Consider the following 17,084-nt stretch of genomic DNA (forward strand, 5'->3'; position numbering starts at 1 on the left):
ACGATGAATGCTCCAGTCGCTTTAACCCCTGAGTTATTGACCCAATTGACTGCAATTGTAGGTGAAAACCGTATTAAAACTGATGCGGATAGCCTCCAAAATTGGGGTCGCGATCATACTAAGCACTTTGATCCAAACCCATCGGTCATCGTTTTCCCATCCACAACAGAACAGGTTCAGGCCATTGTTAAACTGGCAAACCAATACAATGTTGCGGTGACTCCATCAGGTGGTCGTACTGGTCTTTCTGCAGGTGCAGTGGCTGCGAACGGTGAAATCGTGGTGAGCATGGACAAGATGAACCAGATTCTGGACTTCTATCCAGCGGATCGTATGGTACGCGTACAGGCAGGTGTAGTGACTGAACAGCTTCAGAACTATGCTGAAGAGCAGGGCATGTACTACCCAGTTGATTTCGCTTCTGCAGGTTCATCTCAGATCGGTGGTAACATCGGGACTAATGCTGGTGGTATTAAAGTCATCAAATACGGCATGACCCGTAACTGGATTCTGGGTCTGACAGTCGTAACAGGTAAAGGCGACATCCTGCGTTTGAACAAGGGCATGATCAAAAACGCGACTGGTTATGCCATGCAGCACCTGTTCATCGGTGGTGAAGGAACGCTAGGTCTGGTCACTGAAGCTGAAATCAAGCTGGAACGTCAACCACAAGACCTGCAAGTGATGGTGCTAGGTGTGCCTGACTTTGATGCAGTTATGCCAGTACTTCATGCATTCCAGGCGAAAATTGACCTGACAGCATTCGAGTTCTTTGGTGAACTGGCGATGCAGAAAGTTCTGGCAAATGGTCACGTACAACGTCCATTTGAAACAGAATGCCCATTCTACGTATTGCTTGAGTTTGAAGCGCCGTTTGAGCCGATCATGGACAAGGCAATGGAAATTTTCGAGCACTGCATGGAACAAGGATGGGTGCTGGATGGCGTGATGAGCCAAAGCCTGGAACAGGTTCATAGCTTATGGCGTCTGCGTGAAGACATTTCCGAGTCAATCGCACCGTTTATTCCATACAAAAATGACATTTCTGTACTGATCACTCACGTTCCTGCATTCATTAAAGAAATTGATGCGATCGTGAATGAGAACTACCCAGACTTCGAAATCTGCTGGTTTGGTCATATCGGTGACGGTAACCTGCACCTGAACATTCTGAAACCGGCTGACCTGACTAAAGATGAATTCTTTGCAAAATGTCAGGTGGTGAACAAATATGTATTTGATACCGTGAAGAAATATGACGGTTCAATTTCTGCAGAACATGGCGTGGGTATGACCAAGAAACCTTATCTTGAATACACTCGTTCTGCTGAAGAAATTGAATATATGAAAGCTCTGAAAAAAGTGTTCGATCCAAATGGCATCATGAACCCAGGTAAATTATTCGACCTTTAATCAGATCGAATTCTCAAAGTTTACAAAAGCGCATCGAAAGGTGCGCTTTTTTTATGGTTGTGTAAATGCATTTACATAGTCTCAATAGTCGGTTAAAAGAAAGCTCGGCATCATAAATTCGATAATAAAGATGACAGTGGAAACAAGACCATGCTACGTATAATTTTATTTGCTTTGACTTTGGGTGTAGCGGTGTCAGGATGTGCGACTACAGAAAATATTATTGCTAAAGTACATACACCGGATACACCATTAGAACAGGTTCTAAAATTACGCCCTGAATTGCGTAATGAAATGGCGACGGTAGAGTTACGACAATTTTTTAATAATCCAGAATCTCCTACGGCAGGACAGGTAAAAGTTACAGAAACGGGTTTAAAAGATGATTCGGTAAAAGCCATTCAAACCATTTATCACTTTAAGCGGGATGGTAATAAATGGGAATTGGTGAATACTCAGAAAATGTATCAATGCTTACGCGGTAGCGATCAGAAAAAATTCCAGCAAGAACCATGTGCATAATTTTGTTTGATATTTAAACGAAATTTGGTTAAAAGCGTATCTTATTGATGCGCTTTTTTGAGATCAAAATGAGTCATAATAACTTCAAATTGTTAAAAACTATTTTTTTAGATTTACTGATTTTTAATTCTCAAATTCATCTAGAAAATATTCAAAAATATCATCAGTTTAATTTGCTTAAAAGTAACCTATCTAATGTGGAGAATGAGTGGAGGTATGTTTTCCACAATGAGGAGTTAAATAAGAAACTAGCTTCATTTTGTGCTGCATTGAAAACCTATAATAAAACTAAGAAGGCTGAAGTTTTAGAATCTCTCGAAAAAATATCATTGGATATTAATGATATTTTATCCACACATATAACAAATGATGTTTTAGATAGTGAAGATTTTGAAAATGAAAAAATACTCATATCAGAATTAAAAGAGATTCAATCAAACTTTGTTCAACAATCAGATATTAAAAAAGCATTAGAAAAATTGCATCTTATAACTGATGAGGCAGATAGTATTGAATTAAAGCTCAAGGGTATAGAAAAAGATTACGAAAATATCTTAGCTATATTTAGAGATTTTAAGGAGAAAAACGCTCAACTCAATGAAGATATCGATAAAAAAAGTAATGAAGATATTCATGGACTATATAATAAAATTTATAAGCTCGAAATTCAGATTGCAGATAAATATCGCAATTGGGCATTAGGAATTTTTGGTGTTATTAGTTTCATATTAATTTGGAAATTATTTAATGTGAGTTTGGGCTTTAATAAGTGGGGAATAAGTTTTTCTATTCCTTCTAAAGCGTTTGGATGGGAATATTTTATCAATGTATTAGTATTAGTAGGACTTTCAACACCTGCTTGGTATCTTACACGTGAGTCTTCAAAGCATAGAAAAGTTGCATATAAAGCGCAAAGTTTAGGAACTGAACTTGCAGCTTTTCCTTTATATGCACGTGAATTTAAAGATGAAGACCGTTTAGAACTTCGGAAAATTTTAGCTGATCGTTTTTTTGGGCAAGAGCTTTATAACAATTCGAAAGTTGGTTCAAATTCTGATAATTCACTGGAACAAATTAAATTGCTGACGGAAGCAAACAAGGTTTTAGCTGAGTCCCTTAAAATCAAGAAAATTACTGAAGCAAGTTAATATTTCAGAATTTAAGCCATTCAGACATGATTGTACGGTAGACTGACAGCAACGATTTAAGTTTAAAACTCTGCTACACTTTGCTCAATTTTTTCAAATTCAGCTCTTTTAAAATTCTAAAAAGAGTAAATGAGCCTTAACTCTTCCATGCAAAATATTCAAACTACAAAGCTCACCCGTGCCACCATCATGTTCCCCTTGGCGCTGGTGCTGTTTGAGTTCTCCGTCTATATCTGTAATGACCTGGTACAGCCAGCCATGCTCGCGATTACCAAAGATTTTGGTGTCAGCAGTACCTGGGCACCGTCGTCCATGTCATTTTTCCTGCTGGGTGGGGCATTTATTGCCGGGATATTGGGGCCGCTGTCAGACCGTTGGGGCCGTAAAACTGTACTGCTTGGTGGCGTGGCTTTTTTCGTGATCACCTGTCTGGCAATTCTGTTTACGCCAAATATCGAAAGTTTTATTGGACTGCGCTTTTTACAGGGCTTTGGCCTGTCCGTGATTGGGGCAGTGGGTTATGCTGTCATTCAGGAAACCTTTGAAGAACGCGATGCCATTAAAGTCATGGCACTCATGGCGAATGTTTCTTTGCTGGCGCCATTACTTGGCCCAGTGTTGGGTGCCTTTATGATTGAGCATGTCTCTTGGCATTGGGGCTTTATCGGGATTGCGGCTTTAGCATTGATCAGCTGGTTTGGTCTCAAAGCCAAAATGCCTGATCCCAAAATTAGCCGGGTCAAACAGCCACTCAGTTATATCTGGGATGACTTTAAACGGGTCTTGAAAAACAAACGCTTTGTGACTTTGACTTTGTCATTATCCACGATTGGTATGCCGCTGATGCTCTGGATTGCACTATCCCCAGTGATGCTGGTAGAACGACTAGGGCTAACCAGTATGCAGTATGGACTGGCGCAAATTCCGGTACTCGGCGGACTGATCGCAGGCAACCTGCTTCTCATGAAAATCATCGATAAAATGCCACTCGGGCAAACTGTATTGCGGGCGGTACCGATGATGTGTGCAGGCACGTTGATCGTCGTAGCAGGCCTGTTTGTACCGGATTATTTTGTCTATAGCCTGATTATTGGCATGACGCTGGTGAGTCTGGGTGAAGGTTTAAGTTTCTCGGTGATTTACCGTTTTGCCCTGATGTCCTCGGAAGTGTCTAAAGGTACAGTTGCCGCAGCTTTATCAGTGCTGATGATGCTGAGTTTCTTCTTTGTGATCGAACTGGTGCGGATGATTTATGAAGCTTATGACATTTGGGGCTATAGCATTTCCTGTGCTGTGTTGATCGCACTGTGGTTTGGTATTCCAAGAGCGTGTTTAAAAACGCTGATGGTGGAAAGGAAGGAGAGAGGGGAGTTTTAAACTCCTCCCTTTGGAAAAGGGTGAGGAACACTGTTCTGCAAGAGAGGGATTAAATTAAAATAATTGTAAATATATGAATCCCCCCTAAATCTCCCTATTCCCAAGGGGGACGTCAGAAAATCAGGCCTCAGCTGGTTGCTCCAACTTCTTTAACTTTAAATCAAACACAAATGGCCCAAACGGCAGGATTGAAGCGATCAATCCCATAATAAACATACTCAGTGACCATTTCTGCTTTTCACATACTGCAAACAGTACCACCAGAAACAGTACAAACAATACCCCATGTCCCATACCGATATATTTCACCAGAATCGGATTATCCATCATGTATTTCACCGGCATCGCAATAAATAACAACAGCAGAAATGAAATACCTTCGATCAGGCCAACAAGGCGCAGGGTTTTGATGTTCATAAGCACATTTTAAAAATTGGAAACGGAGTCGAGTGTAGCGGATATATTGATAAGAATAAACCGATTTAATTTCTATAAGTTTTTGTATTTAAAAATAATAATTCTGAGTGGTGAGCTTGGTTTTAGCTACATTTAGGCTACTGGGTAAAATGAACTGACTGATTTATAAAACATAAAAAAGCACCTTAAATCAGGTGCTTCTTCGTGGATGGAGCTTAAATCACGCCACAGGCAATACGGTCACCGCCACCTCCTAGTGGAAGTGGTGAGTCAGAGTAATTGTCCCCACCAGCATGAACCATGATGGCACGTCCCTGAACATCGGCCAGTTTCAGGCGTGGTGCAACTACGGTCACTTTGGCAGTTCCATCAGCAGCCACTTTCAGTGCAGGCAAGTCACCGAGGTGGCCAGTCATTGGCGTACCGTGGTTTGGTGCCTGGTTGGTATTCAGGTGGCCACCTGCAGCAAGGGCAGCACCGACTTTGCCATCTTTTTCGGCCGGGTCACATGAACCATTTTCATGGATATGGAAACCACGTTCACCCACTGGCAGGTTGCTTAGGTTGGTACGAATCACCAGACCAGCCGGGCTGTCTGCTAGATAGACCATACCAATCGATTCACCCACACCTTGTGCAGTCACGGCATTGACCGTCACGGCTTTCATATTTTCAATATTGGGTTGTGTAGAAGAGGTCGCGCAGCCGGTGAACAGAGCAGCACTGATCATGCCGAGTGCAGATAATTTGACGAATAAAGACATTATAGGCATCCCATCATTATTGTGATTATGTGCCTTCATTGAAGCAGATTGACTGCAACAAGACTATGAAGATGAAGTACTTAAATGTTTTCGCTTTGTAATTCCGATGTAAAGATCACCATCCGGCTTAGAGCGGCGCAGACGGCGGTGGGTCTTTTTTCTCCTCTTCGATGTCATAAGCCATGGTGGCTTTCGGCATCATCAGTGGTTCATGCTGGTCACTTTCATGCAGCCATTCACGCCAGATTGCCAGCAGCACAGCCAGAATCACTGGGCCAATAAACACGCCGATTAGACCAAAGCTGGCAATACCGCCCAAGACGCCAAACATGATCAGTAGGAATGGAATCTGGGTTGCACCAGAGATCACCAGCGGACGAATGACGTTGTCGGCGGTACTAACAATGCAGACGCCCCAAGCCATTACACCAATCGCTTCAATGGTCTGGCCTTGCGTGAACAGCCACAGTGATACAGCACCATAAGCCATTGGTGGGCCAAAGGGAATCAGGGCAAAGATAAAGGTGACGATAGTGAGTACCATCGGATTCGGCACACCTGCCACGAAATAGCTCACACCAGCCAGTAGCGACTGGGCAATCGCAGTCAGGCCGACGCCATACACCACGGCACGAGTGGTATCGGAAATGGTATCCAGATAATGATGCACACGAGGACCGATGACTTTTTCCAGCGCCTTGCTCACCTGTCTCAGAATGGTTTCACCATCACGATAGAAGAAGAACAGCGACAGCATGGCAAAGCCGAGCTTGACCAGATTCTTGCTGATTTCACTAAACAGCACCTTGCCATAGTTCAGGTGGCCCTGAATCCAGAGGGAAATATTCTGGGCAATGCTGTTCGGGTCATTGTTAATTTCGCGGAGTGTGCGGGAAATTTCCTTACCGACAATAGGCAATTTGCGGATAAATTCCGGCACGTTGAGGTGACCGGAAAATACCTGTTTCTGCAATTCGAAATACAGGTTACGACCTTCATGCTGCAGCAGGAAAATGGCAAAGGTTAAAGGAATACCCACGACCAGAGTGACAATCAGCATCATCAACACGGCGCTGACATTCGGCCGGTTCCCCACATTGCGCTTGATGGACTGGTACATCGGCCAGGTCATATAGGCAATAATGGCCGCCCAGACCACAGGCACAATGAAGTACTTAAGTACATTAAAACTCAAAAAAAGCAGGACAAAAAAGAGTCCAAACAATAAGACTTTTTGTAATGTGGGCGCGTATTGTTGCACTGAATTCAATGACTCATTCCTTAGGTCGTGACAGGCATATTAACTGGAAAAATATCCATCCGCAAACGAGCATGAATGAAGTATTTCAGATTAGCTTATCTGATCAAGATACCACTGATTTGGCAGCTAAAACCATTCGGTTGGGTCATCAATGATGGCATTTAGAACCGGTTGCCATTGTAACTGCAATTCACGGTACATTTTCTGTGGCTTGTCGAAAATAGCCAGGCCTTGCATCGCCAGACGGCCATAGGGCGTTCGCTCGGTAATCCAGGCCACCGGTTGCTGGTCAATGCGATCAAAGAACTGCTGGATTTCCTGATTGGACGCAGCATTGGGACGGGTACGATTTGCCAGTAGCAGAATCTGCACTTTGCCTTTGCGAATACGTTTGATGTCCTGCAGATGCTTTAGGAAACGTCGGGTTGAGTCGATATCAAAAAAAGACGGCTGTAAAGGCACGATGATGGCATGAGCTTCACTGATCAGTGGCTCAGCCTGTTTCCCGGTCAATGCACCCGGTGCATCGATGATTAGGTATTCGATATTCTTCGGCACATCGCCAATGGATTTGCTGTCACGCCAATCCAGACTCTGAATGGGGGCAGCATCTTCAGGACGCTGTTTCAGCCATTGCAGGGCAGATTTCTGGTTATCGGCATCGGCGAGCGCAACCTTATAGCCTTTCTGGGCCAGTGCTGATGCCAGACTAATAGCAGTGATGGTCTTGCCACAACCGCCTTTCTGATTCGCAACTAAGATCGTTTTCATGAGCCGTGTGATTTAATTCTTTACCCAGCTAGCATATCATTCTTTTCAGGCTGGCAGCGGATGGAACCCCATCGACTTCAGTCGAATCTATCCATCAAGAATGTAAAAGATAAAGGAAGACTGAATGTCCATTTGGATGGCAATGCTGATTGGGGCCTGTATTGGCATTGTATTAACTACCCTGATTCTGGGGCAAAGCCGTAATGGCCGGATCAAGGCGGAATATGAACAGTATATTGCCGAGCTGGAGCTGGAACATCAGCAGGCTCTGGCTGCGGCACAGAAACGCAGTGTAAATACCAGCCGTGCCGTATTAAAAGGGAAAATGGCCGAGCAGCTGGCACCGATCATGCCTGAATTCCAGTATCTGCCAAGCGATGCCAAGTTCCTCGGTGATCCGGTGGACTATGTGGTGTTTGATGGCTATACCGATTTCCGTGATGGTGATGGTCTGGCTGAAGATATTGAAGTGGTGTTGATCGACATCAAGAGTGGTGGAGCACGGCTGACCAAAGGACAGCAGGCGATTGCCCGGGCGATTCAGGAAGGCCGGGTGCGCTTTGAAACCATTCGTATCGACTTTGAAGAGCTGGAAAATTAGGACAATGTCCGATGGATAAGTTAATGATCACCTTAGCACTATTCGCCGTGGGTATCTGGATCTGGATAGAATTTTTTCGTGCCGTGCCACATCTGGAAGAAACTGGCGTGCTGAAAAACTTTAAGGTCGAAGCCGTGCAGCCCGTTTCAGCGACTTATACCATTCTGGAAAAATCCTTTATTGCACCGAATCGCCGGGTACTGCATCAGGCCAGCCCTTTTGTCGGTGGATTTAATGATCTGGCTTATCTCAGTAATATTGATGTACTGCTCACTCGGCAGCCTTTACCAGAGATGCAGGCCAAACTGGAGCTGGATAAGTCTAAACGCTGTTTTCAGGTTGAAGGCATTTTGAATGATGCAGAACGCGAAGCGATTCAAAACTATGTGCAGCACTTTAGCCTGATTGCTGCCAATAAAAGCATTGCCAACCAGTTGCGCCGTCTGAAATCCGGTCAGCAGATTCAGCTAAAAGGTGAGATTGTCTCGGTACGTTCCGGCACTACTGGACAAACCTTTGCTGCCGGAATTGGATCAAAGCAGCGTGACCAATGTCAAATGGTAAAAGTGACACGTCTTCAGGTTTTAAATTAGCTCAAGTTGGTTTACGTGCCCGTGCCAGCAGCATGCGTTGGCCGATACTTGGAATGCCCGCTGCATCGATATATTTGACTTCATCCAGTTCAAAACCCGCTTCTAGCAATGCCAGTTCAATATCCCGGTTCAGGTGGCAGCCATCCGCGACTTTTTTCTGAATTGGTGTCAGTAATTGCTGTAAACGCTGCACATTCAGGTTTTGCCGGTTCAGCACATGCTCAACCACATGCAGGGTTCCACCTGGAACAAGCACCCGGTAGATTTCATGCAGGCTTTTCACCAGATCCGGCACGCTGCATAGCGTCCAGGTCGAGACCACATTTTCAATTGTGTCATTGTCAAACGGCAGTGCTTCAGCGTTGGCAAGGATGTGTTCCACCAGAAACGGTGCAGCCTGAATGCGTTCCTGTCCCAGCTTAAATATCTCGTTGCTTGGTTCCAAGGCATAGACCGTACTGATGCCCTGATAAAACGGCAGATTTAACCCGGTACCAAAGCCGATTTCCAGCACTTCACCAGAGACACCGACCAAAAGTTCACGACGCAGATCCATCAGGGAAGGTGTTTGCATCACCTGATTGAGCAGATGAGGGAAAATATGTTTTTGATAAAATTGATACAGCATGGTTATAGGTTCGATTTATGGCTGGACTGACCTTAGCTTAACCGAAAATTCTGCAGGTACAAGCAGATTCAGCCTGACCAAACCAATGCACATTGTTACCAATATCAACTATTTCCTTCACAAAATCACGCTAAGATAGTCTGAAAAGATGAATTGAGAAGACTGGACTAGATAAGAGATGATGTTGAAAAGCATGAAGCATGTTGCCCTGTGTCTGGGTCTCATGTTGCCGGTGCTGTCACAGGCATCCATAGATCATAATATTGCCAAAGGCTTGCCTCCGGTAGTGAAAGGGCAGTCAATTTCGGTACTGAAACCGTTTAGAGGGGATTTCCGTATTCTGGGGTCAAAAATCTATACCAACGACCCGCAAGCCAAGTTTTCCCCGATTGATTATGCAGTCAGCTGGGGGCTGTTTGCCGAACCGGAAATTGCCCGTCATATTACCGTGAACCAGTATGACCGCTTCCTGAACTGGAAAATGGATAAAGTACCGGTACCGAAAGAGCAGGCCATGCAGATGGTTTCCAATATGCACATCATTCCAGCCAATCCACAGATTGCCAAAGCAATTAAACAGGTAAAACGTGGTGATCTGGTCCGTCTGAAAGGTGAGCTGGTGGAAGTGCGAGACAATAATCTGGTCTGGAGATCATCATTAACGCCAACCGATACAGGCGAGGGTGCCTGTGAAGTATTCCGTGTGAACTCGATTCAATGGATTGAAAAAGTACAGCGTAGCTAGTTGTACGGTTATTCATTAAAAACAAATTTGCATGAAAAAACCGCTTAAATAAGCGGTTTTTTCACATGAAGTGTGTGCTTATTTTGCAGCGAGTGCTTCACCTTCAAATTGAATGCCATCCCAGCCATTCAGCATGAACTGACGAATATTCTGGTGATCAGTCGCGTCTGGCGTAGCCAATACAGCTGCATAGTGTTCTGCGAACAGGCTGAGGGTTTGGTCTTTGTCTAGACCTTTTAGTGTTGCAAAAGAAAAGACTTTAGCACTGCCCTGGTTTTCAGTCGCAGCATTGGCTTGCTGGCCATTTTTAAACGCAGTTGGTGTGTGGGTATAACGTGCATCAATGTATGCGATCACATCAGCAAATTGCGCTTCGCCTGCAGCCAGTTGTGCCAGTAAATCCTGAGCCATGGAGTTTCCCTCTATCACTTAAATAAATTTGAATGGCGTCGACTATACCAATTTTTTTTTAAAGTTCCATGTTCATTGTGCAATTTTAGGTGCATGATGTTATTCAGATTCTCTGTTACATATCTCAACAGAGCATGAGTGATAGAATGAAAATGGAGCGGACATGAACTGGCTTTTGGTGGCAATGGGCGGCGCGATTGGGGCAACACTGCGTTATGGGGCAGGTTTGCTCATTGCCAAGCCACAGATGATGTTTCCATGGCCAACATGGTGGATCAATGTGATTGGTTGTCTGTTTGCCGGGATCTTTTTTGCTTTTAGCCAGAAATATGTCTTCCTGCAGAATGAAGCACGCCTGTTGCTGATGGTGGGCATTCTCGGTGGTTTTACCACTTTTTCCAGTTTTGGTCTGGAAATTTTCCAGTTACTTAAAAATGGTGCAGTCACTATGGCACTGGGCTATGCCATTTCCAGCCTGATCATGGGTGTCATTATGTTGGGGATCGGTTTTTACCTGACCCAGCTGGTGTTGGCTCAAGCCTAAAGCAGGCATCAAAAAAGCCAGGAAACAAGAAAAATTTCCTGGCAGATCGAGGATATGAAAAATGAGACCGGCTGTTTTAGCTGCTGCTACGTTTAAAATGTGCAAAGCGTTTGTTAAAGCTTGCCACACGACCTTCGTTGCTGGTTTGACGTTGCTCACCGGTATAGAAAGGATGTGAAGCGCTGGAAATATCCAAAGTCACGTATGGATAAGTCTTGCCTTCATATTCACGGGTCTGGTTGGAACTCATGGTACTACCAATCACAAAATAAACATCGGCATTGGTGTCATGGAATAACACTTCACGATACTCTGGATGGATATCAGGACGCATAATATTCACCTTGCTTAAACAACACAATTAGATTATTTGATATGTTATAATGTAACATTATTTAAATCAATTAAAACCCGGTAATGATGTGTAACCGGGCGTAACTTTTTAAAATTTAAGTTTTAAAAATTAGACACGTTTTGGTACCAACTCTTCAAACACATCACTTAAATCATCTTTCACTTTTAAATGAATCAGGTTCCAGTATTGACCGGAAATGGTTCGGTTCACCATCAATGTATCCGGCGATGGCTTGAATACATCCCAGTATTTCAGTGAAGGCTTAATCAGTTCGACGCCATCATGATGGGCCGAGTTTTCTTCAAAGTCATAATAACCAGTGAGAGGGCGTAACAGCACTTCCAGCCATTGTTCATATAATTCTTGAGGGAACTTGCCCAGCTCTGTAAGCGATTTCAGAGAGTCGAGTTGCTGCTCAATCATCGGAATATTCTGTTCCCGAGCTGCATGTACCAATTCTCTAAAATGACCAATTACCTCAGTCGACAAGGTTTTTACCCCACCAAAATCATAAATGATTACGGTGCCATCTTCACGGAAAGCGAAGTTGCCCGGATGCGGGTCACAGTGGAAACGACGCAGGTAAAAAATTTCCTGACCAATCGCACGGAACAGGCGGCGACCCAGTTCATTACGTACTTCTACCGGCCAGTTGCTGGCAGTTTCCATACTGTCACCCTGTTCAAGACTTAGCGTGAGAATATGGCGGGACGAGTAATCTTTATACACCTCTGGAATAATGATCTTGTCATCTAGTGATTCATGGAAAGCACGTGCGACTTCCAGATTCTGCGCTTCAATTTCATAATTCAGCTCATCATCCAAGCTGTGCTGAATTTCCTTAAATAGCTGGTCTTGCAGCTTGCGGTCAATTTTTAAAACACCCATTAAACGTAGTGCCAGACGGACCTGTTTCAGGTCGCTTTCGCAAGCTTCATCCACACCCGGATATTGCACTTTCACCACCACTGCTTGACCATTCGGCAGAGTGGCTTTATGCACCTGACCAATCGACGCTGCGGCGAAAGGCATTGGATCAAACTCCTGAAATAGCTGTTCTAAAGGTTTACCGAGTTCTTTTTCAACTTGTGCGCGAATGACATTAAAAGGCATTGGCGGTGCCTGACGCTGCAGCTTGGCAATGGCTTTGGCGACTTCAGGCGGGAAGATGTCTTTATATTGTGAGGCGATCTGGCCGACCTTCATCACTGCACCTTTCATTTCCCCCAAGGTGTCCGCGATCTGAACGCCAATATCCTGAAAAAGTTTACTGCGCGCGGCAGTTTTCTGCTCATCGTCTGCAGTTAAATTTTTAATCGAATTCGATAGTGTTTTTCTGGCGATACTTGCGGTCATACCGGCAAGTTTCATAAAGCGACGACCGGGTGTGCTAGCCGTTTTTGCCATGCGGGATTCCTCAAAATCATCTTTTGAATGCTGCCTTTGATCATAGGCGACAAAGGCCTAAATGCCTATAACTAATTGTAGAGGTTGTGTTGCTAGGTCAATTGAATGCTTCACAATTCCTTCAAAAATCTACCAAAATTTGTGCCAATGCTATTTTCGGCTCATCATCTGGGGTGATCAGGCTTAGTATTTATTCTGAGTTTTCTTACGCTCCGATAAGATTAGAATAGACTACATCATTTTATTTCAGACTATTCCATGAAAGTTTATCGTTATTTTACTGGTAAGGATGATGTGCATTTTTGTGCCCGTGTCACCAAAGCATTAAACGAAGGTTATGAGCTATATGGTTCACCGACTATGACCTTTAATGGGACAGATGTGATTGTGGGGCAGGTGGTTATAAAAGAAGTGGTGGATGAGTCGGAAATTCCGCAGGGATTAAAGGATGCTTTGGCAGCTAATTAAAGTTCAAATTGTCATAGCCCCATTTTCTTATCTGAGGTTCTGATTTTTCCGTGTAGGCTGTTTTTACTTTTGTAGCGACAAAAGTAAAAAACGCTTTGTTAGGCGAATATTGCCTCCTGAGCACGCTTTAAGCACTGCTTTAAAGCGTAGCGCAAGATTGCTCAACGGCGGCATCCATGCCGCCTTTTCTCAGTCTTGTAATTTTTGAACTTTAAAATTCAGAGAAAAGCTTATCTGAGGTTAATTAACTTGTTGGCTTAAACGTTTATTGTTGCCATGGAGACGGATCAATAGCAGCACACAGGCAACAGTCAGACCGACAATCAGCCCAACCCAAACGCCTGCTGCGCCCATATCATCAAAGCGGGATAAATAAATTCCGACCGGAAAAGCCACCACCCAGTAGGCCACCATGGTAATCCACATTGGACCTTTAGTGTCCTGCATACCACGCAGGCAACCGGCCGCACTGATCTGCCAGGCATCCATCATCTGGTAAGCAATGGCGAATAGCACCAAATAAACCGCAATCTGGGTGACATGAAAATCTGAAGTGTAGAGCGCTACGATTTCATGCTTAAAGAACCACAGGAGCAGCATGGTCATGACCGCCAAGATGGTTGCCGTTGCGAAGCCGAGCCATTGTACCTTGTGCATCGCCACCCAGTTTTTCTCTCCATAATACGTCCCCACCCGAATCGTCAGGGCAATGGCGAGGGACATCGGAATCATAAACAGTTGTGAAGTAATCGAAATTGCAATCTGGTGTGCTGCGACAATGGTTTCACCGAGTGGACTGAGGATAATCGCAGCGGTACTAAAAATACTGACTTCAAAGAAAATTGCCAGACCAATGGGGAGCCCGAGTTTTAAAATACGTCTTAGCCAGTAGCTATTAATTTTTTCCCAATGCGTGAATGGCTGGGTAGAACGATAGGAGCTATTTTTAAAGATATAAGTGGCAAGCGTAATCAACATCAGCCATTGCAGAATTGCTGTGGCAAAACCACAGCCGGCACTACCGAGTGCAGGAATCGGACCAACGCCATACATAAAAATATAGTTCAGTGGAATTAGCACCAGCAGGGCAGCCAGACTGATCGCTGTGACTGGGCGTGGATAGCCAATAGCTTCGGAATAACCGCGTAGCGCGGCATACATGGTGACGGCTGGCATCCCAAAACCAATCGCATGCAGGAATAAGCTGGCTTTCGGTTGCAGGTTTTCTGGCACGCCAAGTATCGGTAGTAGAAAAGGCAAGAACTGTAAAATCAGTCCGGCAATGATTCCCAAAATTAATGCCACCCAAAGCGACTGTCGGGCAATGGTGGCAATTTTTTCTGGTGTACGTGCGCCATTGGCTTCTGCTACTAATGGTGTAGTGGCAATCATGATGCCGCTAAACAGCAACATGATTGGAATCCATAAACCCACACCAACTGCAATCGCGGCCAGATCCAGTGCAGACAGATGGCCAGCCATAATGGTATCAATCAGACCGAGCCCCGCCTGAGAAAATTGAGTGACCAGGATCGGTAGCATCAGGGTAAAGAGTCGTTTTAATTCAAAGCGTACAGTTGTGGCTGACGTAACATTCGACACAAAAATTACTCATCTTTCATTATGTGCTTAGATATAAGGTTTAGCGTTGTAAAGTGAGAAGCACACCAATAAAAATCACCACGCCACCCAGAAGACGTTGCCAGTTGAGTTGTATTTTTTCACTACCGAGCCAGCCAAAATGATCGATGATCATCGACGTAACTAGCTGCCCGAAAATAATCAGGGCAGACAGGCTGAGCAGACCAAGTTTAGGCGCACTGTAAATGCTCATGCTGATGGCATAAACCCCAAGAATACCACCTAGCCATAAATACCAGGGCAATTGCGCAAAAGTGCTAAATCCCGGTTTATCGACTTGCTGAAAAAATACCAACACAGCGAGCACTATTGTACCAACCAGAAAAGAGAAAAGCGCGGCCTGCAGTGGAGAATATAAAGATTCTCTGAGCTGGGTATTGATCCCGGTCTGAAAGCTCATGGCAATGCCAATACCCATCGCCAGTGGAATAAATAGCAGAATCTCGGGGGATATTTTCATTCTTAGCATCTTGTTTTTGTTGGACTAAATTCAGTCTAATATAAAGTGGGCCAGATTTGCTGAGCTAGGTACTTTTGTCATGCTAAAATGCAACAAAATTCATCTGATATTCTGAGCACTGTCCTTGTCTGATTTAAACCCTGCCAATATCCCGCTGTCCCTGTATATCCATATGCCATGGTGCGTGCGTAAATGTCCGTACTGTGACTTTAATTCGCATGCGGTGCCAGATGGAAAATTGTCTCTGGATCTGGAGCAGGAATATCTGCATGCCTTGGTTGAGGACTTTAAGACGCAGGTCGATTTTGCCCAAGGCCGCCAGATTCATAGCGTGTTTATCGGTGGCGGTACGCCGTCGCTGATTTCTGCGCAAGGCTATCAATGGTTGTTCGCAGAATTAATAGCTTTAATTCCTTTTGAAGAGGGCTGTGAAATTACCCTGGAAGCTAATCCAGGGACTGTAGAGCATGATCCGTTTGCTGGGTATCTGGCTGCAGGGATTAACCGCCTGTCTTTAGGTGTACAAAGCTTTAATACTGAACATCTACAAAAGCTGGGACGTATTCATAGCAATGAAGATGCGATCAACGCAATTCAGCATGCCAAAGAAGCCGGATTTCAGCGTATCAATGTCGATTTGATGCATGGACTGCCAGAACAGACACTGGAACAGGCACTAAATGACTTGAAACTGGCAATTGAAAATGGCGCGACCCATATTTCTTGGTATCAGCTGACCATTGAACCGAATACAGTCTTTTTCCGTACTCAGCCAGTTTTGCCAAATGATGAAGTACTGGAAGCAATTCAGGAACAGGGCGAAGCCTATCTAAAAGCCAATGGTTTCGTAAATTATGAAGTCTCTGCTTGGCGTAAAGAGCTGCCCTCAGCACATAACCTGAATTACTGGCAATTTGGCGATTATCTGGCGATTGGGGCAGGGGCACATGGTAAAGTCACTCAAGCAGATGGCGTGTACCGTTACCAGAAAACCCGTTTGCCAAAAGACTATTTAGCCAAAGTTCCAGCTGAGCATTTGCAATTTAAACCGATTGCAGCAGAAGATATGCTGTTTGAATTTATGATGAATGCGCTGCGTTTAAATGTGGGTGTTGATGTCAAACTCTATGCAGAACGCACAGGTCAAAGCTTGGATTCAATCAAGGAATTATTAAACTCACTGCGTCAGCGTAAATTGATGGTAGATGATCCTGAGCGTTTAGCTTGTACCGAGCAAGGCCATACCTTTTTGAATTCGGTGTTGGAAGAGTTTTTGTAAGGCTTAATTTTGTATTTTAACTCGATGTAAATGAGCTGTTCGTTGACCTTTATCTCCTACTGCGAAAAGGATATTTAATTCGTTCCTAACTCCGTCGATCGCTAAACCTTCGGGTTCCCAATGATTTGAATTGCCTACGGATTTAGCTTCTTTTAGACCAAGATGAAAATTATTGATTTTTTGAATAATTTTACCTGACAGATTATACACGTATAAGTGTTTAGGTAATAAATTCCCTCTACCACTTAGTATATAAACATGGCTCTAGACTAGCAAAAT

The 17,084-nt window shown here is 44.2% G+C and carries 20 protein-coding genes; 10 read left to right on the forward strand and 10 right to left on the reverse strand.

The window, feature by feature from the left end:
• Nucleotides 1-3: 3 nt before the first annotated feature.
• From GW12_RS11905 to GW12_RS11920, 4 genes are all read left to right on the forward strand, one after another.
• On the forward strand, nt 4-1,413 hold the full coding sequence (locus GW12_RS11905; protein ID WP_034587799.1) for an FAD-binding oxidoreductase: 1,410 nt from the start codon (nt 4-6) through the stop codon (nt 1,411-1,413).
• Nucleotides 1,414-1,563: 150 nt separating this feature from the next.
• A complete protein-coding gene (locus tag GW12_RS11910) occupies nt 1,564-1,935 on the forward strand; it encodes a hypothetical protein (RefSeq protein WP_034587755.1) in 372 nt (123 codons plus the stop codon).
• 68 nt (nt 1,936-2,003) lie between these two features.
• Nucleotides 2,004-3,083, forward strand: a complete 1,080-nt coding sequence (locus tag GW12_RS11915) for a hypothetical protein (protein WP_034587756.1) — start codon at nt 2,004-2,006, stop codon at nt 3,081-3,083.
• Between the two features lie 147 nt (nt 3,084-3,230).
• The gene (locus GW12_RS11920; protein WP_034587757.1) at nt 3,231-4,460 is read left to right on the forward strand and encodes an MFS transporter; all 1,230 of its coding nucleotides are present in this window, start codon (nt 3,231-3,233) and stop codon (nt 4,458-4,460) included.
• 120 nt (nt 4,461-4,580) lie between these two features.
• Here the strand turns inward: GW12_RS11920 and GW12_RS11925 are convergent, their stop codons facing one another.
• From GW12_RS11925 to GW12_RS11940, 4 genes are all read right to left on the reverse strand, one after another.
• On the reverse strand, nt 4,581-4,877 hold the full coding sequence (locus tag GW12_RS11925; protein WP_034587758.1) for a DUF3817 domain-containing protein: 297 nt from the start codon (nt 4,875-4,877) through the stop codon (nt 4,581-4,583).
• Between the two features lie 215 nt (nt 4,878-5,092).
• Nucleotides 5,093-5,641 (reverse strand): superoxide dismutase family protein, encoded by a 549-nt coding sequence (gene sodC / locus GW12_RS11930; protein WP_034587761.1) that lies wholly within the window; start codon nt 5,639-5,641, stop codon nt 5,093-5,095.
• Between the two features lie 127 nt (nt 5,642-5,768).
• Nucleotides 5,769-6,902, reverse strand: a complete 1,134-nt coding sequence (locus GW12_RS11935) for an AI-2E family transporter (RefSeq protein ID WP_161788391.1) — start codon at nt 6,900-6,902, stop codon at nt 5,769-5,771.
• A gap of 126 nt (nt 6,903-7,028) precedes the next feature.
• Nucleotides 7,029-7,673, reverse strand: coding sequence for a ParA family protein (locus GW12_RS11940; RefSeq protein ID WP_034587765.1), 645 nt, complete (start codon nt 7,671-7,673; stop codon nt 7,029-7,031).
• A 124-nt stretch (nt 7,674-7,797) separates the two neighbouring features.
• Between GW12_RS11940 and GW12_RS11945 the strand changes: the two genes are divergently transcribed.
• Entirely contained in the window at nt 7,798-8,274 is a 477-nt protein-coding gene (locus GW12_RS11945) for a Holliday junction resolvase-like protein (RefSeq protein WP_034587767.1), read from the forward strand.
• Nucleotides 8,275-8,285: 11 nt separating this feature from the next.
• Nucleotides 8,286-8,867 carry a hypothetical protein gene (locus GW12_RS11950; RefSeq protein WP_034587769.1) on the forward strand — a complete coding sequence of 194 codons (582 nt, stop codon included), beginning with the start codon at nt 8,286-8,288 and terminating at the stop codon, nt 8,865-8,867.
• A 1-nt stretch (nt 8,868) separates the two neighbouring features.
• Here GW12_RS11950 and GW12_RS11955 read toward each other — a convergent pair whose 3' ends face one another.
• Nucleotides 8,869-9,495: a class I SAM-dependent methyltransferase gene (locus tag GW12_RS11955; RefSeq protein WP_034587770.1), complete on the reverse strand. Its 627-nt coding sequence runs from the start codon at nt 9,493-9,495 to the stop codon at nt 8,869-8,871.
• Nucleotides 9,496-9,688: 193 nt separating this feature from the next.
• Between GW12_RS11955 and GW12_RS11960 the strand changes: the two genes are divergently transcribed.
• On the forward strand, nt 9,689-10,240 hold the full coding sequence (locus GW12_RS11960; RefSeq protein ID WP_034587802.1) for a hypothetical protein: 552 nt from the start codon (nt 9,689-9,691) through the stop codon (nt 10,238-10,240).
• Nucleotides 10,241-10,318: 78 nt separating this feature from the next.
• On the opposite strand, the gene GW12_RS11965 is transcribed toward GW12_RS11960, so the two are convergent.
• A complete protein-coding gene (locus tag GW12_RS11965; RefSeq protein ID WP_034587771.1) occupies nt 10,319-10,651 on the reverse strand; it encodes a HopJ type III effector protein in 333 nt (110 codons plus the stop codon).
• Between the two features lie 163 nt (nt 10,652-10,814).
• Here GW12_RS11965 and crcB point away from each other — a divergent pair, with 163 nt between their 5' ends.
• Nucleotides 10,815-11,195 (forward strand): fluoride efflux transporter CrcB, encoded by a 381-nt coding sequence (gene crcB, locus GW12_RS11970; protein ID WP_034587774.1) that lies wholly within the window; start codon nt 10,815-10,817, stop codon nt 11,193-11,195.
• 76 nt (nt 11,196-11,271) lie between these two features.
• Here the strand turns inward: crcB and GW12_RS11975 are convergent, their stop codons facing one another.
• The gene (locus tag GW12_RS11975) at nt 11,272-11,529 is read right to left on the reverse strand and encodes a type B 50S ribosomal protein L31 (RefSeq protein WP_034587776.1); all 258 of its coding nucleotides are present in this window, start codon (nt 11,527-11,529) and stop codon (nt 11,272-11,274) included.
• A 129-nt stretch (nt 11,530-11,658) separates the two neighbouring features.
• Entirely contained in the window at nt 11,659-12,957 is a 1,299-nt protein-coding gene (locus GW12_RS11980; RefSeq protein ID WP_034587780.1) for an AarF/ABC1/UbiB kinase family protein, read from the reverse strand.
• Between the two features lie 258 nt (nt 12,958-13,215).
• Here GW12_RS11980 and GW12_RS11985 point away from each other — a divergent pair, with 258 nt between their 5' ends.
• Nucleotides 13,216-13,425 (forward strand): DUF1737 domain-containing protein, encoded by a 210-nt coding sequence (locus GW12_RS11985; protein ID WP_034587782.1) that lies wholly within the window; start codon nt 13,216-13,218, stop codon nt 13,423-13,425.
• Between the two features lie 240 nt (nt 13,426-13,665).
• Here GW12_RS11985 and GW12_RS11990 read toward each other — a convergent pair whose 3' ends face one another.
• Nucleotides 13,666-15,027 carry an MATE family efflux transporter gene (locus GW12_RS11990; RefSeq protein ID WP_034587785.1) on the reverse strand — a complete coding sequence of 454 codons (1,362 nt, stop codon included), beginning with the start codon at nt 15,025-15,027 and terminating at the stop codon, nt 13,666-13,668.
• Nucleotides 15,028-15,067: 40 nt separating this feature from the next.
• Nucleotides 15,068-15,526 carry a DMT family transporter gene (locus GW12_RS11995; protein WP_034587787.1) on the reverse strand — a complete coding sequence of 153 codons (459 nt, stop codon included), beginning with the start codon at nt 15,524-15,526 and terminating at the stop codon, nt 15,068-15,070.
• Between the two features lie 124 nt (nt 15,527-15,650).
• On the opposite strand from GW12_RS11995, the gene hemW reads away from it, so the two are divergent.
• On the forward strand, nt 15,651-16,805 hold the full coding sequence (hemW, locus tag GW12_RS12000) for a radical SAM family heme chaperone HemW (RefSeq protein WP_034587791.1): 1,155 nt from the start codon (nt 15,651-15,653) through the stop codon (nt 16,803-16,805).
• Nucleotides 16,806-17,084 lie beyond the last annotated feature (279 nt).

It is taken from the genome of Acinetobacter sp. HR7, assembly GCF_000773685.1.
GTDB lineage: Bacteria > Pseudomonadota > Gammaproteobacteria > Pseudomonadales > Moraxellaceae > Acinetobacter > Acinetobacter thermotolerans.